Origin of the sequence: Enterobacter sp. RHBSTW-00994 (assembly GCF_013782625.1) — a bacterium.
In the GTDB taxonomy this organism is placed as follows: domain Bacteria; phylum Pseudomonadota; class Gammaproteobacteria; order Enterobacterales; family Enterobacteriaceae; genus Enterobacter.
Genome location: NZ_CP056199.1, coordinates 1797502 through 1817442, shown reverse-complemented (window position 1 = coordinate 1817442; position 19941 = coordinate 1797502). Strand labels below are relative to the sequence as shown.

Here is a 19941-nt window from a genome sequence, read left to right as displayed (position 1 = left end):
GAGGGTTTAGCCGTGCTTATTTGTAGATCACAGCAGTACCGTGCAGGGTGTTAGGACCTGTCACAGACGTAATGCGGAAAGATTTTGCGCCCATAGCTTCTGCTTTTTGTGCCAGTTGATCTTCCAGCGAGCTGAGATTAGTCCCTGCGTTGGCAGAAATTGTTCCTACTTTGTGTTGGTCTGCAGGAGTGGATTGCACTTCAACAGCAGCAAAGCTTGCAAAAGAGAGTGAGCTAAGCACAGCAGCAGCGATCAGGGTTTTTACGTTTTTCATGATTTTTACCTTTAGGCAGATGATTTTGAAGGTCGTAAGTTATTTACTTAACGATCGATAGATAAATAATAAGTGTGATCCACGTCACGCGTCAATATCTTTTTATAACGACCGTTAAATTAATTTTAATTCCGTTAATTTTCATACCCATATGATTAATTTATTTTTAAGCAATCAGCGCTGGTCGTGGCTCAGGAATATTTTTATAATGGTCGTTCAACAAACCAACAGAGGACCAACGGCAAATGACAACCGATATGACGAGTTGCGCAAAAAAAAGCCGTGGCCGACCAAAAGTGTTCGACAGGGAAGCGGCGCTCGATAAGGCCATGACACTCTTCTGGCAACATGGGTACGAAGCGACATCACTTTCCGATCTGGTGGAAGCCACTGGCGCGAAAGCTCCCACGTTGTACGCAGAGTTCACAAATAAAGAAGGGCTGTTCAGGGCTGTTCTGGACCGCTATATCTCGCGCTTTGCCGCAAAACACGAAGCCCAGCTCTTCTGTGAAGAGAAAACCGTTGAGCAGGCCCTGCGTGACTATTTCACCGCCGTCGCCACCTGCTTTACCAGCAAAGAGACACCGGCCGGATGTTTTATGATCAACACGTCGGCCACCCTTGCGGCATCATCCAGAGACATCGCCAATACGGTGAAATCGCGCCATGCCATGCAAGAAGAGACGCTGAGTTCGTTTCTGACCCAGCGTCAACAGCGCGGTGAAATACCTGCGCACTGTCATCCTCAGGAGCTGGCGCAGTACCTGAGCTGCATCTTACAGGGCATGTCAATCAGTGCCCGTGAAGGAGCTAGCCTGGAAAAACTGCAAAACATCACGCATACCACACTTCGACTGTGGCCAGAATTGCTTAAAGCATGATAATCAGGGCGGTTCGCCGCCCTTCCCCCTTTTCTTCCTCGCCATTGTTAAGTCTCTTCCCTCTCTAACCCCCTCATTTCTCTGGGTTGATAATGAGATTCTTTATCGGCAGTATTCGCATTTGCGTTTTTACATCTATTTCACACTGCACCACGTGGTGTTTTGACCTGCCCATAAAAAAGAGCGAATGCTCAACAAGGAATGATGATGAAAAAGAAGATCCTCTGGGTGCTCAATCCTGTATTGCTGGCAATCGCCATGCCGCTTTACGCCGACCAGACCAATGAAGATAACCTGGTCGTCAGTGCCAACCGCAGTCACCGTACCGTTGCCGAAATGGCACAGACAACGTGGATCATTGAACGCCAGGAAATTGAACAACAGGTTCAGGGCGGAAAAGAGTTCAAGGATGTTCTGGGACAATTGATTCCCGGAATGGATGTGAGTAGCCAGGGACGTACCAACTATGGAATGAACATGCGTGGCCGTTCTATCGTGGTATTGATTGATGGCGTGCGCCTCAACTCTTCTCGCACTGACAGCCGTCAGCTTGACTCTATTGATCCGTTTAACGTCGATCACATTGAAGTCATTTCGGGCTCGACCGCGTTATATGGCGGAGGCAGTACAGGGGGATTGATCAACATCGTCACGAAAAAGGGTCAACCTGAGACTCAGGTCGATCTTGAGTTGGGAAGCAAAACGGGGTTCAACAATAGCAACGATCACGATGAACGCGTTGCCACAGCCGTCAGCGGCGGTAACGACCATGCTTCTGGCCGACTTTCTGTTGTGTATCAACGCTTCGGGGGCTGGTACGATGGCAACGGTGATGCCTTAACCTTTGATAACACCCAGACGGGTTTGCAGCATTCGGATCGTCTTGATGTGATGGGAACAGGTACAATTGAAATCGACGATACTCGCCAGTTGCAGGTTGTGACCCAGTATTATAAAAGCCAGGGCGATGATGACTACGGGCTTTATCTCGATAAAAATATGAGTGCAGTTACAGGGACTGGAACAGCCCGTACTCGCAATGGTTTCAGTTCAGACCGTATTCCCGGGACAGAGCGCCATCTGATCAGCCTGCAATATTCTGATGCCGATTTCTGGGGACAGGAGCTGGTTGGGCAAGTTTACTACCGCGATGAATCCTTACGTTTCTATCCATTCCCGACCGTCGATAAAAATAAAAACATCACCAGTTTCGCGGCCTCTGAACAAAATACCGATCAATACGGAGCCAAGCTGACACTGAACAGTACACCGCTGAATGGCTGGCAGGTTACCTGGGGTCTTGATGCCGATCACGAGACATTTGATTCAAACCAGATGTTCTTTGACCTTGCCAACTCCGTCCCTTCTGGCGGTATGACGAACCGCTCTGTCTACACTACCGGCCGTTATCCGGGGTATAGCATCACTAACATCGCGCCATTCCTGCAAAACAGCTATGACATCAATGACATTTTCACCCTGAGCGGCGGTGTTCGCTACCAGTGGACAGAAAACCGCGTCGATGACTTTATTGGCTATGCCCAGCAGCAGGCAATCGCCAATGGTAAAGCATCCTCCGCTGATGCCATTCCTGGTGGTAAAACGGATTACGACAATCTGCTGTTTAACGCCGGGATCCTTGCGCATCTGACAGAACGTCAGCAAGTCTGGTTTAACTTCTCTCAGGGGGTTGAACTTCCCGACCCAGGAAAATATTACGGCAATGGGGCCTATAAAGCCGCAGATGCGCAGGGCCACCTGGCGCTCGGCAAAAGTGTAAACCCGAATGACGCAAAACTTGAGGGTATCAAGGTTGACTCCTATGAGCTGGGTTGGCGTTACACAGGAAACAACCTGCGAACCCAAATTGCGGCTTACTACTCGTTGTCAGACAAATCTATTGATATCAACCGCAGTGATATGACTATCGATGTTAATCCGCAGGAGCGGCGTATCTATGGCGTGGAAGGTGCAGTGGATTACTTCATCCCGGATAGCACCTGGAGCATTGGCGGGAATTTCAACGTCCTGAAATCCGAGATCAAAACTAAGGGGGCATGGGAGAAATGGGATGTCACGCAGGCATCACCGTCTAAAGCCACTGCGTATGTTGGCTGGTCGCCTGAACCCTGGACGTTGCGTCTTCAGACGCAACAAACGTTCGACCTGAGCGATGCCGCAGGGAATAAAATTGACGGCTATAACACCCTCGATTTCCTCAGCAGCTACCAATTACCGCTGGGTAAATTATCCTTCAGCATCGAAAACCTGCTGGATAAACAATACACCACCGTCTGGGGACAACGCGCTCCGCTGCTGTACAGCCCAACCTATGGCAATGCAGCACTTTACGAGTATAAGGGCCGAGGCCGTACCTTCGGTCTGAACTACGCCCTGACCTTCTGAATCCATAAAAAAAGCTCCTCAGCCTGAGCGCCTGAGGAGCTAAGTTCAGAGAACCGCTTTTTTACACTTTGTTATTCAGTATCAACTGGCCATTCCCGTCCAACGGAATTTGTGTGCCAGGGTCTTTGTCCATGCGGATTTTGCCCTGCTGGTCGCCAATTTTGTAGGTTACGTCGTAACCCAACATTTTGTCTGATTTGTCGTATACCGTTTTGCAACGCTGCTGAGTCGTGGTGTAAGTGTCATTATCCTGCATCGCGCCCTGCACCTGATTACCAGCATAACCGCCGCCCAACGCCCCCACAACGGTAGCGACGTCTTTGCCTCGTCCACCGCCAAACTGGTGACCAATCACACCACCCGCAACTGCGCCGAGAACAGACCCGGCGATACGGTTTTCATCCTGTACAGGACGGCGATGTGTAACAGAGACGTTACGACATTCCTGACGAGGCGTTTTGACGGTTTCTTTAATGGGGGTTGCCGAAACAACCTGCGCATACTGCGGACCACGATCAAGTACGTTGAGACTGGCAACCGCAGCCACACCTAACGCGGCAGCTACGCCAATCCCTATACCCGCCAACATTGATTTATTCACGGGACTTCCTCCTTTGTTGCTATTGGTAACAATTCTGCAAGTCAGGACAGATTTCGCCAATCAGAATAAGGATCAAAATACGGGTGATTTCGGGAATATATCGTATTTAAGAGAACTCTTAAGCACGCTAACAGGGAAAACCAGCATGATATGCTAAAAGCCCCACCAGAAGCCGGTGGGGCGAAGAGATTAGTGCAGCTTCAGACGCGGGCGGATCACGCGGTTAATTCTGCCCACCAGCATCATCAGCCCGGTTTTAAAGTAACCGTGTAGCGCGATCTGGTGCATGCGATACAACGAGATGTACACAAAGCGCGCGATACGCCCTTCCACCATCATGGAGCCACGCATCAGGTTACCCATCAGGCTGCCAACCGTGGAGAAGTTGGAAAGCGAAACCAGAGAGCCGTGGTCTTTGTAGACGTAGGATTTCATCGGTTTGCCTTTGGTTTGCGCCAGAATATTGTGCAGCACGAGGCTTGCCATCTGGTGTGCAGCCTGAGCGCGCGGAGGGACAAATCCCCCTTCCGGGCGGGCACAGGACGCGCAGTCACCAATCGCGTAGATCTCAGGATCACGCGTGGTTTGCAGTGTCGGTTCCGTCACCAACTGGTTGATACGGTTAGTCTCCAGGCCGCCGATATCTTTCATAAAATCAGGCGCTTTAATGCCTGCAGCCCAGACCATCAGGTCCGCTTCAATGTACTCACCATCTTTGGTATGCAGACCACCGGCATCAGCACTGGTCACCATAGTTTGAGTCAGCACGCGTACACCCAACTTGGTCAGTTCGTTATGTGCTGCGCCAGAAATACGTGGAGGCAACGCAGGCAAAATGCGCTCACCGGCTTCAACCAGCGTCACATTCAGCGCTTCGTTAGTCAGCCCTTTGTATCCGTAGCTATGCAACTGCTTCACCGCATTATGCAGTTCTGCTGAGAGTTCAACGCCCGTTGCGCCACCACCAACAATGGCAATATTCACCTTGCCATTCGCACCCATATTACTGGTGTACTTCAGAAACAGATTCAACATCTCCTGATGGAAGCGACGCGCCTGATGTGGGTTATCGAGGAAGATACAATGATCTTTTACGCCCGGGGTGTTGAAGTCATTTGACGTACTTCCCAATGCCATCACCAGCGTATCGTAAGGCAGCTTGCGTTCCGGTACGAGCAGATCACCTTTTTCGTCGCGCAGTTCCGCAAGCGTAATGGTTTTGCTTTCGCGATTGATATCAACAACCGAACCCAACTGGAACTGGAAATGATGATTACGCGCATGCGCCAGATAGCTCAGCGCGTCAACGCCTTCATCCAGCGATCCTGTAGCCACTTCGTGCAACAGCGGTTTCCACAGGTGACTGTGGTTACGATCCACCAGCGTAATTTTGGCTTTTTTGCCGCGACCCAGCTTTTTACCCAGTTGTGTAGCCAGCTCCAGCCCGCCAGCACCACCACCCACAATCACTATCTTTTTCAATGGCGTAGTCAACGTGACCCCCTCAAATTATTAACCAATTGTTAATTAAAAGTTATAAACATAACCCTTAATTAACAACAAGTTACAACACTGAAACCATTCAGGTGCATTGAGAATAACACGTCAGGCGCATTGGTCATACCAAAATTGATATGCATCAAGTTTTGATGTCTGAAAATCATACAGTTTCAGAAAAAAGAAGGCCCGGTAAGTAAAACTTACCGGGCCTGATAAGGTCGCAAGGATTGCTCAGCCTAGCGTTTTAAAGGCTTTGATGCGTTGCAGGTGCGGGGAGATATTCTTGAACTTATGCGTCTGTTCTTCGTCCCAGACGATTTCATAGTAATGATGTAACAGTTCCGCAGCACGCGTGCTGCTAAGCGCTTCATCATTGCGCGATAATATCACCAGACAACGATCGCGATTCTTCTCACGGAAGTTGCTGACGCATTTTGTCGCGATGTCCTCATATTCTTCAGGTCGATCTATCTTTCCTTCCATGTTCTCGTACGGGAACAGATTAGGATTGAATACCACCTGACGCATATCGCACAAGAATCCGATACGTTCTGCCCAATACCCGCCCAGCCCAACGCCACAAATCAGCGGGCGCTCGTCAACATTGAGCTGCAGCATTTTGTCGACTTCCTTAAGTAAATGCTGCATATCATGCTTCGGATGACGCGTGCTGTAACTAATCAGCCGTACGTCCGGATCGATAAATTGCAGTTGCAGCACCTTCTCATGATTACCAGGGCTATTTGAGTCAAAACCGTGTAAATAGATGATCATCGTCTTCTCACCACGCTACACCCTCCGGGAGGGATTAAAGGCCTGCTTTATGTGCCAGCCAGCGCTCATTCAGCGCCTCAAGCTGTTCATTGATCGTCTTCCAGCGCGCGGAACTCATCAGCTCCTCACGGCTAAATGAACCTTTATGATACAATTGCGTAACACGCTCAGCATTGATCGGCGACAGGTTATCCAGCACGCTCACCGCCCCTTTACGATTATTGCAGACCAGGATCATATCGCAACCTGCGTCCAGCGATGCCTGTCCACGCTCCGCATAACTGCCCATGATAGCCGCGCCTTCCATGGACAAATCATCAGAAAAAATCACACCGTTAAAACCAAGCTCACTTCGTAGCACCGTTTTTAGCCAGTGCGCAGAACCACTCGCTGGCCGAGGGTCAACATCACTGTAGATAACATGCGCGGGCATGATGGCATCCAGTTTGTTATCGGTGATAAGTGAGCGGAAAACAGACATATCTTTAGCGCGAATGTCTGCTTCCGGACGCGGATCGCGAGGCGTCTCTTTATGAGAATCAGCCGTCACAGCACCATGTCCTGGAAAATGTTTCCCGGTGGTTTTCATTCCTGCATCATGCATTCCATCAATAAAACACGTGGCCATCGCCAGCGCCGTTTGCGGATCGGCATGATATGAACGCTCGCCAATCGCAGCACTGATATGCCCGACATCCAGCACCGGTGCAAAACTGATGTCGATATCCATAGCAATCATTTCACTTGCCATTAACCAGCCGGCATCCTGCGCCAGTTGACCTCCCTTCTCCGTTCCCAGCAGCGCGGCAAAAGATTGTGCTGCCGGCAAGCGGGTGAATCCTTCGCGAAAACGCTGTACGCGCCCACCCTCCTGATCCACGGCGACCACCAGACGATGGTGCGATGTCGCACGAATTTGCCGAACCAACTCACGCAGTTGCTCCGGGTCGTGATAGTTGCGGGTAAACAGAATCAGGCCGCCAACCAGAGGGTGCGCCAGAATCTCGCGCTCCTCCGCATCCAGCTCAAAACCTTCGACATCCAACATGACTGGACCCACACGAACCTCTCTTATCCTTTAATGTGTAACTGACGCCAGACGTCATCTGCCAGCGCGATAAATTGTTTGTCACCGGACTGCTGCCAGCGCAGCTCAAACCACCCAGCCATCAGCATTAATACCCACGGTCGCCAGGCTGCGACCTGCTGACGTAACTGCCTGATATCGATGTTTGCAATCTCAGCATACGTCAGTAGCAGACACTGACGCGCGGCTTCATCGGGAGTCCAGACGGCGGCAAGCTCAAGGGCTACATCGCCATCTCCTGCATACTCCCAGTCAATCAACCGCGCCCCGGCAGGCGTATGGACAATATTTCCGGCATGGACATCCATATGCAGTGGGGCGATCCTCAGTGGCCGCGGTTCCCCATGTTTACGCAGTTGCCTGAGCTGAGCCAGCCAGAACGGTGTCCTCCGGGCGGGAGCGGCCTGTAGCCAATACTGCTCAAGCAGTGGCGTAAGCGCGATTCGCCAGCCCAGACGCCGTTGACGGTGCAAATCATACAGCATGCTCACCAGCGTCGGAGCATCCGGCAGTTCACTTTTGATCTCACCCACAAGATACTCGACCGCCATCCACCCTTGCATAAAGAAACGAGGCCTGGGCACAAGGGTGGCCGGAAGGCGCATCAGCGTATGGAATTGACGGCGAAAATGGAAGGCAGGAGCTGAGCGATCGTGGTGTTGACGCAATACCAGCCGATGCTCACCCAACTCAATAAGACAACTCGCGCCGCCAAGCCCGGACTGGGCTTGCGGCGCGACAAGACGATATTGCGGGAAATAACGCGTCAGGAGTTCATCACGCGTGATGTTATTGCTGCGTAACCGCACCTTTACCTGACCAGATAATCTCGCCTGTCTGAACCAGCATCAGTTGCATCTGCAGCGCTGGCGTATTGATGTTGCCCGTGGCATTGGAATACAGCACGTACTGTGCACCGACGTTACGGGCAATGCCGATCGCTTTACTGCGCGAACCCAGACTGTCCTGTGGTGACAGGCCTAGCTGTTGTTTTGCCATCGACAGTTGTTGTGCAGACACCAGCGTAAATTTGCCGTTGTTCGCTAGCGCATTGCGCAGCGTTTCCGTGGCATCGCCCGTATCAAGCGTTCCATTAGTGCGGTTATTCACGCTGTCCACCAGCAGAACACTGCCTGCCGTCACGCCCTGAGCTTGCAGCATTTTCCCCACCATTGGCTGCATTGCGCCGTTCCAGTCGTAATGACGAACCCGGGGTGCGGGTTGTGCATTTTCATCCGTATGTTCGATGGGACCCGGTTGAGCCGGGATCGTGGGAACAGATGGCACAGTTGGTTCGGGCTGTGTCGGCTGTGTGGGTTGTTCCGTACCCGGTTTAGCCTGCTCCACAGGGGCTGGCTCCTGTCCTGGTCGCGTCATACACCCAGCCAAAAAGAGTGCAAATGCCGTAACGAGCGCAAAACGGCTCATATTCTTAATCAAGGTTCACCCCTTACAAATAAAGATAAAGTCTCACCTTATGCGCACCCAAATAATTTGCGCTACCGTAGAGCGTGACCGACGAATTTGCCGGTATCGTAACGCTACGCGGCGCTTCAAGTGGGTGCATTTCAAGACCTCTTACGTCATACCAGTAAAAGCGATAATGCACCGTTACTGGTTCGTGTCGTTCGTTATAAAGCGTAGAGGATGCAGAAGGCTGGATTTCACTAATGGTCAACGAAGGCTGCTCTGCCGTAATACCGGCAGCCAGCACAGAGGACTCCATAACCAGCGTCTGTTCATCGCTAACCGGAATGGCGGGTCGCGCACTGCACCCGACTATCGCCAGCGTAATAAACAGCGCTGCAATACGTCCTCTTAACATGTTAAAGACCTTTATGTGTCAGCATCGGACCTAACGGGCGTCCGCCCAACAGGTGCATGTGGATATGATAAACTTCCTGCCCACCATGGCGGTTACAGTTCATGATCAGACGATAGCCGTCTTCAGCAATCCCTTCCTGCTCCGCGATCTTCGCGGCCGCCGTCAGCATACGACCTAATGCCACTTCGTGCTCAGCTTTCACATCATTCACGGTCGGGATCAGAATATTAGGAATGATCAGGATGTGCGTCGGAGCCTGGGGTGAAATGTCCCGGAAAGCCGTCACCAGCTCATCCTGATAGACGATATCCGACGGGATCTCGCGGCGAATAATTTTACTGAAAATCGTTTCTTCAGCCATGACCTTTTCCTTTTCTGTTTAATCTGGCGTGGTGCGTCCGTCAGTAACACACCTTGTCGGTATTACTGTGTGACACAACACAAGAGTATGAGCGAGTTTCTCCTGTCCTTTCAACCTTATCCCTCGATTTCTTTCCTTATTGCCTACTGGCAGCCCGGAGAGTCACCACTCTTACTCTCTGATTCACTGAAACATTATTTCAGTTCCATTCGAAACATCTGTTTACACAGCTAATCACAATGCGTATATTTCGCATTTGCATTTTCATGCGCATTTTCAACATATAAAACGACGCCAGCTCAACACACCGGGACTGACGCTCGACCTTCACCATTCATTAAGGGTTTGATGATGTCTTTCATTAATCACACCAGGGATGGGCAACGTCAGCCTGTCGCAACGCCTTCGTTGCTGGCAGCCTGCATTGCTATGGCATTGACGCCAGCCGTAAGTTTCGCCGCCTCTTCTACTGAAGATACCGTTGTTGTCGACGGTGGATCTGATAATACACAGCCTTCATCCTCCGGCCAGGATCAGGACTACAGTGTAAAAACCACCACTACCGGCACGAAGCTGTTACTCGTCCCGCGTGATATTCCGCAATCTGTCAGCGTGATTAGTCAGCAACGAATGGCCGATCAGAACCTGCAATCTATTGGTCAGGTGCTAACAAATACCACAGGGGTAACTGCTCAGGTACAGGATAGCGACCGTAGCGTATTTTACTCTCGCGGCTTCTTTGTGAGTAATTATGCTTACGACGATCTGCCAACATCCATCAGTGAAGTATGGAACTTTGGTGATACCGCTGCCGATACGGCAATCTACGACCGCATCGAAGTTGTTCGCGGCGCGACGGGTCTGATGTCGGGCACGGGTAACCCCGCCGCCTACGTCAACATGGTACGTAAGCATGCAGACAGCAATGAATTCAAAGGCAATGTCTCTGCCAGCTACGGCAGCTGGGATAAACAGCGCTATGTGCTGGATCTACAAGCGCCACTGGTGGAGTCCGGTAAAGTCCGTGGTCGCTTGATCACCGGTTATCAGGATAATGACAGTTTCGTTGATAACTACCACTACCGTAAAAAATTCCTGTATGGCGTGGTTGATGCCGATGTTACTGACAGCACCACCCTCTCACTGGGTTATGAATACCAAGAAAGCAAAACAGAAGACCCGACCTGGGGCGGCCTGCCGACCTGGTACAGCGACGGTAGCAAAACACATTACAACAAGAGTCAGACAGTTGCCCCTGACTGGGCTTACTCTGACAAAGACAACACCCGGATATTCGCCAACCTGACCCAACGTTTCGACAATGGCTGGGAAGCCCATGTCAACGGGATGCATGCTGAAACGAATTTCGACTCCAAGCTGATGTACATGTCGGGTTATCCGGATAAAGACACTGGTGCAGGCATGGTGGGTTATGGTGGCTGGAACCGTGGCGAGCGCAAGCAAGATGCAGTGGATGCCTTCCTGCGCGGCGGCTTTGATCTGTTTGGTCGCCAGCATGAAATGATGTTTGGCGGCAGTTTCAGCCGTCAGCGTAATCACTACGATAACACTATGCCAGATGCACAGTACGGTATGGTTGATGTCGGTAACTTCAAGAACTGGAGCGGCAACATCGCGGACCCACAATGGACCCCGTGGAAGCTCTACAGTCAGGACGATATTCGCCAGACCTCAGCCTATAGCTCAGCTCGCTTCTCTCTGGCCGACCCACTGCACCTGATCCTGGGGGCACGTTACACCAACTATAACATTCGCTATAACCCTGCCGGCTCCCCGGACACCAGACTGGAGAGCACTAAAGATGAAGTGACGCCATATGCAGGCCTGGTTTACGACATCAACGAAGACTGGTCGACCTATGTCAGTTACACCTCTATCTTCCAGCCGCAGGACAAGCGTGATGCCAATGGCCGCTATCTCGATCCGACCACCGGGAAAAGTTATGAAGCAGGCGTGAAAGCCGACTGGTTCAACACGCGCCTGACCACGTCGATTGCTGTGTTCCGAATTGAACAAGATAACGTCGCCAATAACACTTACACCTATATGCCTAGCGGTGAGTCCATTTACGAATCTCTGGATGGCGTGGTGAGCAAAGGTATCGAGTTTGAACTGAACGGTGCGTTAACCGACAACTGGCAATTGACCTATGGTGCAACCCGTTACATCGCCGAAGATAAGAGCGGAAACGCAGTAAGTTCCGATCAGCCTCGCACCACCATGAAGTTGTTTACCCGTTATCAGTTGCCTATGTTGCCGGAACTGACCGTGGGCGGAGGTGTGAACTGGCAGAACAAAACCTGGACAGATGTAGCAGGTGCTCCCGCAAACAGAACCCGTGCAGAACAGGGCAGCTATGCACTGGTTAACCTGTTTAGCCGTTATCAGGTTACCAAAAACTTTGCCGTGCAGGGGAATGTTAATAACCTCTTCGACAAAGAGTATTACGATTACGCCGGTTCGTACCTGGTATATGGTGCGCCGCTTAACTTCTCTGTTAGCGCAAGCTACGACTTCTAAGCATGCATTTCCAACAAAGGGAACCTGAGGGTTCCCTTTTTTTGTCCTAAATCTTCCGTCCACTCAGCGGGGGAGACATCAGTAAAAATCCGCCTTCTTAGAAGGCGGCATTGGTTACGCCCTGAAAGGGCGTACTAAAAACCTAAGGAAGAAGTCTCTGCCAGTCCTGTGAGATTTAAATCCAAAGACAATAAGGCAGAGCCAAAGCCTGTTGATGACCACGCCCACAGGACGTGGTTTTCAGTCGGCAATAAAAAAGGCAGCCTTCTGGCTGCCTTAGTCTCCCCGAATCACAACTTAGTTGCTGCGGATGTATTCATCCATTTCGGTTTTCAGGTTATCGGATTTAGTACCGAAAATTGCCTGAACACCAGAACCTGCAACAACTACGCCTGCTGCACCCAGTTTTTTCAGGCCAGCCTGATCAACTTTAGCAACGTCAGCCACGCTGACACGCAGACGAGTGATACATGCGTCCAGGTTAGTGATGTTTTCTTTACCGCCGAATGCTGCGATCAGTGCCGGAGCCATCTCGCTGGTTGCACCCGATTTCACGTCATCGGTAGCATCTTCACGGCCTGGTGTTTTCAGGTCCAGTGCTTTAATCAGCACGCGGAAGATGGTGTAGTACAGCACGGCATAGCACGCACCCACGATTGGGAACAGCCAGAGCTTGCTGCTGTTACCAGACAGAACGATGAAGTCGATCAGACCGTGAGAGAAGGACGTACCGTCACGCATACCCAGCAGGATACAGATTGGGAACGCCAGACCCGCCAGAATCGCGTGGATAACGTACAGAATCGGTGCAACGAACATGAAGGAGAACTCGATCGGCTCGGTGATACCGGTCAGGAACGAGGTCAACGCTGCAGAGATCATGATACCGCCCACTTTTGCACGGTTCTCTGGTTTAGCAGAGTGCCAGATAGCAATTGCAGCAGCCGGCAGGCCGTACATTTTGAACAGGAAGCCGCCAGACAGTTTGCCTGCAGTCGGGTCACCTGCCATGTAGCGTGGAATATCACCGTGGAAGACCTGACCCGCAGCATTGGTGTACTCACCAATTTGCATCTGGAATGGAACGTTCCAGATGTGATGCAGACCAAACGGCACCAGGCAACGCTCGATGAAACCGTAGATACCAAACGCCACAACTGGGTTCTGGTATGCCGCCCACTGAGAAAAGGTCTGGATAGCAGAGCCGATCGGTGGCCAGATGAAGGACAGGATCACGCCAGTGAAAATCGCTGCCAGACCAGAGATGATCGGGACAAAACGCTTGCCCGCAAAGAAGCCCAGATACTCAGGCAGCTTGATGCGATAGAAGCGGTTAAACATGTACGCTGCAATAGCACCCGAGATGATACCGCCGAGAACACCGGTATCAGCCAGGTGTTTCGCTGCGATTTCTTCAGCAGGTAAGTGCAGTACCAGAGGCGCAACTACAGCCATGGTTTTTACCATGATGCCGTAGGCGACAACTGCGGCCAGAGCGGATACACCGTCGTTATTGGTGAAGCCCAGAGCAACACCGATAGCGAAGATCAGCGGCATGTTAGCAAAAACAGACCCGCCTGCTTCGGCCATCACGTGGGAAACTACGGCTGGCAGCCAGCTGAAGTTTGCAGAACCGACACCCAGCAGGATACCTGCGATAGGCAGTACGGATACTGGCAGCATCAGCGATTTACCGACCTTTTGCAGGTTAGCAAATGCATTCTTAAACATAATTGAGAGTGCTCCTGAGTATTTGTGCTTTTTTTTACGCTTTCACGCATGGGCTCGGGGGGAGGACCGCGCCGTGGACAGGACATCTAAGCGCCCTTTATTTATTACACAGAGTAAAATAAATCCCTCTGACTTTGTTTGACGGCTATCACGTTTCAGCTTAAGGCGGACGAAAAACTTTCAGAGATTTACAAAAAGCATTTCTGGATGTGTCTAAATACACCGTCACCGCCCCAAATGAGGCGGTGAACTTTACTCGCTTTATTTATTAATTACGAGCCTAAAAAAAACAGGTGTATCAAACAGATTGCAGGCGGGCGGGGTCGATATGGAACAGCGTAGAGAAGTTTTCCGTCGTTACACGTGCCAGCGCTTCAATACTGACACCTTTCAGGACGGCCATATACTCCGCCACATCTCTCGTCATCGCTGGCTGATTTTCTTTACCGCGATGCGGTACTGGGGCCAGGTAAGGAGAGTCAGTTTCCACAAGCATGCGATCAAGAGGCACATAACGTGCCGCATCACGAAGCTGCTCAGCGTTACGGAAGGTCACAATCCCCGAGAACGAGATATAAAAACCTAAATCAAGCAGCTTGCCCGCCGTTTCTCTGTCTTCTGTGAAACAGTGTAGTACGCCACCGCAATCCGTCACCTTTTCTTCCTGGAGGATAGCAAGCGTATCCGCCCGGGCATCGCGGGTGTGTACAATAACCGGCTTATTCAGCTCACGACCAATGCGGATATGATGACGGAAAGACTCCTGTTGACGTGGCTTTGTTTCAGGCGTGTAAAAATAATCCAGCCCGGTTTCCCCCATGGCTACCACGCCCTCTTCCGCCGCCAGACGCCGCAGATCTTCTACATCGTACTCTTCGTCCTGATTCAAGGGATGTACGCCACAGGAAAAGACCACGTTATCGCGAACGCCTACCAGGTCACGCATAGTGCGATATCCCGGTAAAGTCGTTGCAACGGCCAGACAAAATTTCACATCACGGGCGGCGGCTTTTGCCAGCACATCGTCCACATTTTTATGCAGGGATTGATAATCCAGGCCATCGAGATGGCAGTGTGAGTCGACTAAAAACATGATGTCTCTCTCAGAGATGGGAAACAGGCAGCAATGTGCCTGGTTGCAGGTAATGTTCGATACGCAGTAACTGGTCTGTAAGTAAAAGCTCGCGATTCAGCCCGGTCACTGTTAAAAGTTGTTCACGACTCTGGCAGACATCGTGAAGGATGGCTCGTAGTGAAGCACCTGAAAGACGGTTTGCCAGCGTATTAACCAGTACCCAGACGTCTGGATTGGTTAATAGCGTTGCCCCTTGTTGCACTTTCAACGCATCAAGAAGCAGTGATGCCAGCCAGTGCAAACGTTCAGCACCCTGTTCATGGTTCAGAATACCTAACAAGCTCAACCAGTCACGGCTTTCCAGTGCAGACTCAACGCCCTGGCACAACAAGGTACGTTGCGACCAGACTTCAGGAGTCAACATAGCCAGTGCTGCAGCAGGCGCGCCGCTGCAAAGTCGTAATGCCGCGAGCGCCTCGTCTTGTGACGTTGTCACCTCGCGCTCCAGCCACGCTAAAGCCCAGTTTTCCTGGGGGACTGAAAGGTGATGAAGCCGACAGCGGCTACGTAATGTCGCCAGTAATCGGCCAGGTTCACGGCACGTCATGAAGAACCAGGTCTTTTCTGGCGGCTCCTCAAGCGTTTTTAATAATGCATTGGCCGCTGCCTCTGTAAGAAGAGCAGCATCTTTCAACCAGACAACCTTCGCGCCCCCCAGTCGGGCATGCTCATACAGCTTTTCACTGACTTCACGCACCGCATCAATGCCAAGCGTATTCTTCCCTTTCTCCGGCTCAAGGGTGTAATAGTCAGGATGCGTACCCGCCTGCATTAGCTGGCAGCCCCGGCATTTGCCGCAGCTCTTATGCCCTTCTGGTTGCTGACACATCAAAAACCGGGTGATGGCGTAAATCAACGCATCATCGCCCATTCCAGGTAACGCCTGAATCAGTAATGCATGATGCCCCCGACCAGCCTGATAGCTGCTAATCAGCTGTTCAAAGTGCGGGCGCAACCATGGATACCATTTCATGCCTGCAGCTCCTGTAGCCACTGAGTAACCGTTTCACGAATTGAATGGGTCACGCCTTCCAGTGATTGCGTAGCATCAATAGTTCGAATCGAACGATCCTGCCCGGCCAACTCCAGATAGCGAGCACGTGTACGGTTGAAGAAGTCCAGCGACTCTTGTTCAATGCGATCCAGCTCACCGCGAGCGCGAGCGCGTTTCAAGCCAACTTCCGGAGTCACATCCAGATAAAGTGTAAGATCTGGACGGAAATCCCCTAGCACAGCATCTCGCAGCGTCGCTAACATGTTCTGATCAATACCACGTCCACCGCCCTGATACGCCTGAGTAGACAGATCGTGACGATCGCCAATCACCCACTGACCTTTAGCCAGCGCGGGCTTGATGACCGTCTCAACCAATTGCACGCGCGCAGCGTAGAACATCAGCACTTCGGCTTTGTCATTGATAACTTCGTCGCCAACGGATTTGATATCCAGCACCAGGCTTCTCAGTTTTTCAGCCAGTTGTGTACCACCCGGTTCGCGGGTGAACACCATTTCCGTGATGCCCAACTCTTTGAGCGTGTCGACGACCACATTGCGGGCGGTGGTTTTCCCTGCCCCCTCTAGTCCCTCAATGACAATGTATTTACTGCGCATTTTTTTCCTTAAGTGCCTTCAGATAATCCTGAACAGAGCGATTGTGACTGGTAAGGTTTGTATTAAAGGTATGTCCACCTTTTCCGTCAGCCACAAAATAGAGATACGGTGTTTTTGCCGGATGTGCGGCGGCCTGTAATGATGCCTCACTCGGGGTGGCAATCGGGCCTGGCGGTAACCCACTAATCACGTAGGTATTATACGCCGTTGGCGTCTCCAGATCTTTCCTGCCGATCTTCCCGGTATAGTTTTCACCCATTCCATAGATCACCGTAGGATCGGTTTGCAGGCGCATGCCGATACGCAGTCGGTTGATGAATACTGAGGCCACCTGGTCACGTTCTGCTGCTACAGCCGTCTCTTTTTCGATGATTGAAGCCATCGTGACGAACTGGTTTTGATCTTTGTAAGGCAACCCATCCACACGCCCTTCCCATGCTGCATCCACTGCCGCGACCATCTTTTTGTGTGCGCGTTTCAGGATAGCGACATCGGTTGTGCCAGCCGTATACATCCACGTATCAGGCCAGAACCAGCCTTCAACCCACTCAGGGTGTTCAAATTTCAATACTTCAGCAACGGTCTGATAGCTATCATCTTTCAACGTATGCTTGATGTAGGGTGCGTCGCGCAGTTGTTTGAGATAATCACTCACACGCATTCCTTCAACAAAACGCAGCGGGAACTGCGCTTCTTTACCACTTTCCAGCAGTTGCAGCATGTCTCTTACCGTCATACCTGGAATAAAGCGATAAGTACCGGCTTTGAAATGCGATAATTCAGGCTCAAGACGGAGGAGCCACTGAAAGACTCGCGGCCGATTGATAACCTTATCACCATAAAGCTGCTCGCCCAGAGCCAGCCGCCCTGTACCCGCTTTCAGCGTAAAAATGGTCTCTTCTTTGATCAGAATTTTACTGTCCGCCAGTTGGCGGACTTTCCACACCCCAGCCCCACCAGCGATAGCCAGCACAACAACAAGGAGGAGGACAAAGCGCAACATTTTCTTCATGACGACCTGGTTTTTTCACATAACGGGGCTAAAAACTGAAAAAGTTCACGGGATGACCAGCGTTGTTCCCCATAAGTACACACGGGGACAACAGGCATCAATGCGTTACAGATGACAACTTCATCTGCGGATGATAGTGCATCCAGACTTGCGTTAACTTCGACAACGCGGAAGCGAGAGCGTGCCAGGTGTTGTAAACAAAACTGGCGCATGATGCCATCCACACCCGCTTGTTCCATCCCTGGTGTGAACACATCTGCGCCCTTCCGCCATAATAAATTAGCCGCACAGCATTCCGTAATGACCCCTTCGCTGTCAAGAACCAGCGCTTCGTCAGCATCTGACTGTTCAAGATGAGCGCGGATTAAGACCTGTTCAAGGCGATTGAGGTGTTTAATACCTGCAAGCATGGGGTTTCGCCCCAATCGTACCGGACTTAATTCAAGCCTAATCCCGTCACGACGCCAGCGGTCGTAATGGGCCGGATAATCCGAAACGGAGAGTATGCGGGTGGGATACTGGCAGTTAGCACCGCTGTAACCACGGCCACCGCTTCCCCGACTGATAATCACTTTGAGCACACCGGTTTCTTTTCCTGCTGCCAGCCCGATCATTTCGCGCTGAAGCTCATCCCATTGCGTAAAAGAGATCAGCAGTCTCTCACAGGCACTCTTCAACCGCCGGATATGTTCGGCGAGAAGGCAAACCTCTCCGGAAAGGATCCTTGCAGTCGTAAAACAGCCATCACCAAACTGAGTCGCCCTGTCACTTGCAGGTAAGTAATCTTGCTCAAGGCCATTAATTAAAAACATGGTGGCTCCTTATGCGTGGTGATTCAGTCTGGCAGGCAGAATGACACCGGACAAGGGGATAAAACTGAATAAAAAAGGTCCGACAAGCGGACCTTTTTTATTTTCCATCTGGCAATCAGTCTCAGACTTTTTTAAAGATCAGAGAACCATTCGTACCACCGAAGCCAAAGGAGTTGCACAGCGTATACTCCATGCCACTCACCTGACGAGCTTCGTGCGGAACGAAGTCCAGGTCGCAACCTTCATCTGGATTATCCAAGTTGATGGTCGGCGGAACAGCCTGATCGCGCAGCGCAAGGATGGAGTAGATAGATTCTACTGCACCCGCCGCACCTAACAGGTGACCGGTCATGGATTTTGTAGAACTCACCATAACACTGCGTGCAGCATCACCAAACACAGACTTAACGGCCTGAGTTTCGGCTTTATCCCCTGCTGGTGTAGATGTACCATGAGCATTGACATAGCCGATCTGGCCTGGTGTGATGCCCGCATCGCGGATCGCATTCACCATTGCCAGCGCAGCACCCGCACCATTTTCCGGTGGAGATGTCATGTGGTAAGCATCACTACTCATGCCAAAGCCAACGATTTCAGCATAAATTTTCGCGCCACGTTTTTTCGCATGTTCGTACTCTTCCAGTACGACCATACCCGCACCATCACCCAGCACGAAACCATCACGGTCTTTATCCCACGGACGACTTGCAGCCTGCGGGTTATCGTTACGGGTAGACAACGCACGTGCTGCACCAAAGCCACCAACACCCAACGGGGTACTGGCTTTTTCAGCACCACCTGCAACCATCGCATCAGCATCGCCATAAGCGATAATACGCGCCGCCTGGCCAATATTATGCACACCGGATGTACAGGCAGTCGCGATAGAAATGCTTGGGCCACGCAGGCCAAACATGATGGTCAGATGACCTGCCACCATATTAACAATCGTTGACGGAACGAAAAATGGGCTGATCTTACGTGGGCCACCATTCATCAGTGATGTATGGTTTTCCTCGATTAAGCCAAGACCGCCAATCCCGGAGCCAATTGCGGCACCAATACGGGTTGCGTTCTCTTCCGTTATTTCAAGGCCAGAATCCTGCATGGCCTGAACGCCAGCGACAATTCCATATTGAATGAAGGCATCCATCTTGCGCTGTTCTTTGCGCGAGATGATCTCTTCACAGTTAAAATCCTTTACTAAGCCAGCAAATTTCGTTGCATAGGCGCTAGTATCGAAATGGTCGATTAGGCTGATGCCGCTCTGACCGGCAAGGAGAGCTTTCCAGGTGGACTCTACGGTATTGCCGACAGGAGACAACATGCCAAGTCCGGTCACAACTACACGACGCTTAGACACGTTTGTCCTCCAGGGAGGGATAAAAAA

At 51.3% G+C, this 19941-nt stretch carries 19 protein-coding genes; 3 read left to right on the top strand and 16 right to left on the bottom strand.

The genetic code is table 11. The features are described from left to right. Positions 1 to 16: 16 nt before the first annotated feature. On the bottom strand, positions 17 to 274 hold the full coding sequence (gene bhsA / locus HV346_RS08575) for a multiple stress resistance protein BhsA (protein ID WP_181623087.1): 258 nt from the start codon (positions 272 to 274) through the stop codon (positions 17 to 19). A gap of 245 nt (positions 275 to 519) precedes the next feature. Between bhsA and comR the strand changes: the two genes are divergently transcribed. Both comR and HV346_RS08565 read left to right on the top strand, forming a co-directional pair. Beyond that, positions 520 to 1155 (top strand): TetR family copper-responsive transcriptional repressor ComR, encoded by a 636-nt coding sequence (gene comR, locus HV346_RS08570; RefSeq protein WP_181623086.1) that lies wholly within the window; start codon positions 520 to 522, stop codon positions 1153 to 1155. A gap of 204 nt (positions 1156 to 1359) precedes the next feature. Next, on the top strand, positions 1360 to 3561 hold the full coding sequence (locus tag HV346_RS08565) for a TonB-dependent receptor (protein ID WP_181623727.1): 2202 nt from the start codon (positions 1360 to 1362) through the stop codon (positions 3559 to 3561). 61 nt (positions 3562 to 3622) lie between these two features. Here the strand turns inward: HV346_RS08565 and HV346_RS08560 are convergent, their stop codons facing one another. The 8 genes from HV346_RS08560 to hinT form a co-directional block, all read right to left on the bottom strand. Further along, a complete protein-coding gene (locus HV346_RS08560; RefSeq protein WP_181623085.1) occupies positions 3623 to 4162 on the bottom strand; it encodes a glycine zipper 2TM domain-containing protein in 540 nt (179 codons plus the stop codon). A 189-nt stretch (positions 4163 to 4351) separates the two neighbouring features. Beyond that, positions 4352 to 5656 (bottom strand): NAD(P)/FAD-dependent oxidoreductase, encoded by a 1305-nt coding sequence (locus HV346_RS08555; RefSeq protein ID WP_181623084.1) that lies wholly within the window; start codon positions 5654 to 5656, stop codon positions 4352 to 4354. A 237-nt stretch (positions 5657 to 5893) separates the two neighbouring features. After that, positions 5894 to 6436: an alpha/beta hydrolase YcfP gene (gene ycfP, locus HV346_RS08550; protein WP_181623083.1), complete on the bottom strand. Its 543-nt coding sequence runs from the start codon at positions 6434 to 6436 to the stop codon at positions 5894 to 5896. A gap of 34 nt (positions 6437 to 6470) precedes the next feature. After that, complete coding sequence (gene nagZ / locus HV346_RS08545; RefSeq protein WP_181623082.1) at positions 6471 to 7496, bottom strand: beta-N-acetylhexosaminidase; 1026 nt, start codon at positions 7494 to 7496, stop codon at positions 6471 to 6473. Positions 7497 to 7507: 11 nt separating this feature from the next. After that, the gene (thiK, locus tag HV346_RS08540) at positions 7508 to 8332 is read right to left on the bottom strand and encodes a thiamine kinase (protein WP_181623081.1); all 825 of its coding nucleotides are present in this window, start codon (positions 8330 to 8332) and stop codon (positions 7508 to 7510) included. After that, positions 8313 to 8960 carry a penicillin-binding protein activator LpoB gene (gene lpoB, locus HV346_RS08535; protein WP_181623726.1) on the bottom strand — a complete coding sequence of 216 codons (648 nt, stop codon included), beginning with the start codon at positions 8958 to 8960 and terminating at the stop codon, positions 8313 to 8315. Before lpoB ends, thiK begins: the two co-directional genes overlap by 20 nt. Before the next feature lie 13 nt (positions 8961 to 8973). Further along, complete coding sequence (locus tag HV346_RS08530; RefSeq protein WP_181623080.1) at positions 8974 to 9348, bottom strand: YcfL family protein; 375 nt, start codon at positions 9346 to 9348, stop codon at positions 8974 to 8976. Between the two features lies 1 nt (position 9349). After that, on the bottom strand, positions 9350 to 9709 hold the full coding sequence (gene hinT, locus HV346_RS08525) for a purine nucleoside phosphoramidase (protein WP_181623079.1): 360 nt from the start codon (positions 9707 to 9709) through the stop codon (positions 9350 to 9352). A gap of 351 nt (positions 9710 to 10060) precedes the next feature. Here hinT and fhuE point away from each other — a divergent pair, with 351 nt between their 5' ends. Continuing rightward, positions 10061 to 12250, top strand: a complete 2190-nt coding sequence (gene fhuE, locus HV346_RS08520) for a ferric-rhodotorulic acid/ferric-coprogen receptor FhuE (protein WP_181623078.1) — start codon at positions 10061 to 10063, stop codon at positions 12248 to 12250. 297 nt (positions 12251 to 12547) lie between these two features. On the opposite strand, the gene ptsG is transcribed toward fhuE, so the two are convergent. From ptsG to fabF, 7 genes are all read right to left on the bottom strand, one after another. Then, complete coding sequence (gene ptsG, locus HV346_RS08515; RefSeq protein ID WP_181623077.1) at positions 12548 to 13981, bottom strand: PTS glucose transporter subunit IIBC; 1434 nt, start codon at positions 13979 to 13981, stop codon at positions 12548 to 12550. A gap of 298 nt (positions 13982 to 14279) precedes the next feature. Beyond that, on the bottom strand, positions 14280 to 15074 hold the full coding sequence (locus HV346_RS08510; RefSeq protein ID WP_181623076.1) for a metal-dependent hydrolase: 795 nt from the start codon (positions 15072 to 15074) through the stop codon (positions 14280 to 14282). Positions 15075 to 15084: 10 nt separating this feature from the next. Further along, entirely contained in the window at positions 15085 to 16089 is a 1005-nt protein-coding gene (gene holB, locus HV346_RS08505; RefSeq protein ID WP_181623075.1) for a DNA polymerase III subunit delta', read from the bottom strand. Further along, on the bottom strand, positions 16086 to 16727 hold the full coding sequence (gene tmk / locus HV346_RS08500) for a dTMP kinase (protein WP_181623074.1): 642 nt from the start codon (positions 16725 to 16727) through the stop codon (positions 16086 to 16088). Before tmk ends, holB begins: the two co-directional genes overlap by 4 nt. Further along, on the bottom strand, positions 16717 to 17739 hold the full coding sequence (yceG, locus tag HV346_RS08495; RefSeq protein ID WP_181623073.1) for a cell division protein YceG: 1023 nt from the start codon (positions 17737 to 17739) through the stop codon (positions 16717 to 16719). The genes tmk and yceG overlap by 11 nt, the downstream gene beginning before the upstream one ends. Next, complete coding sequence (gene pabC, locus HV346_RS08490) at positions 17736 to 18551, bottom strand: aminodeoxychorismate lyase (protein WP_181623072.1); 816 nt, start codon at positions 18549 to 18551, stop codon at positions 17736 to 17738. Before pabC ends, yceG begins: the two co-directional genes overlap by 4 nt. 121 nt (positions 18552 to 18672) lie before the next feature. Beyond that, the gene (gene fabF, locus HV346_RS08485) at positions 18673 to 19914 is read right to left on the bottom strand and encodes a beta-ketoacyl-ACP synthase II (RefSeq protein WP_181623071.1); all 1242 of its coding nucleotides are present in this window, start codon (positions 19912 to 19914) and stop codon (positions 18673 to 18675) included. Between the last annotated feature and the right edge of the window lie 27 nt (positions 19915 to 19941).

Bases quoted from the DNA above. Each gene is read 5' to 3' on its own strand.
- bhsA (WP_181623087.1), bottom strand. From the start codon at position 274: ATGAAAAACGTAAAAACCCTGATCGCTGCTGCTGTGCTTAGCTCACTC.
- comR (WP_181623086.1), top strand. From the start codon at position 520: ATGACAACCGATATGACGAGTTGCGCAAAAAAAAGCCGTGGCCGACCA.
- HV346_RS08565 (WP_181623727.1), top strand. From the start codon at position 1,360: ATGATGAAAAAGAAGATCCTCTGGGTGCTCAATCCTGTATTGCTGGCA.
- ycfP (WP_181623083.1), bottom strand. From the start codon at position 6,436: ATGATCATCTATTTACACGGTTTTGACTCAAATAGCCCTGGTAATCAT.
- HV346_RS08530 (WP_181623080.1), bottom strand. From the start codon at position 9,348: ATGTTAAGAGGACGTATTGCAGCGCTGTTTATTACGCTGGCGATAGTC.
- hinT (WP_181623079.1), bottom strand. From the start codon at position 9,709: ATGGCTGAAGAAACGATTTTCAGTAAAATTATTCGCCGCGAGATCCCG.
- fhuE (WP_181623078.1), top strand. From the start codon at position 10,061: ATGTCTTTCATTAATCACACCAGGGATGGGCAACGTCAGCCTGTCGCA.
- ptsG (WP_181623077.1), bottom strand. From the start codon at position 13,981: ATGTTTAAGAATGCATTTGCTAACCTGCAAAAGGTCGGTAAATCGCTG.
- HV346_RS08510 (WP_181623076.1), bottom strand. From the start codon at position 15,074: ATGTTTTTAGTCGACTCACACTGCCATCTCGATGGCCTGGATTATCAA.
- holB (WP_181623075.1), bottom strand. From the start codon at position 16,089: ATGAAATGGTATCCATGGTTGCGCCCGCACTTTGAACAGCTGATTAGC.
- tmk (WP_181623074.1), bottom strand. From the start codon at position 16,727: ATGCGCAGTAAATACATTGTCATTGAGGGACTAGAGGGGGCAGGGAAA.
- yceG (WP_181623073.1), bottom strand. From the start codon at position 17,739: ATGAAGAAAATGTTGCGCTTTGTCCTCCTCCTTGTTGTTGTGCTGGCT.
- pabC (WP_181623072.1), bottom strand. From the start codon at position 18,551: ATGTTTTTAATTAATGGCCTTGAGCAAGATTACTTACCTGCAAGTGAC.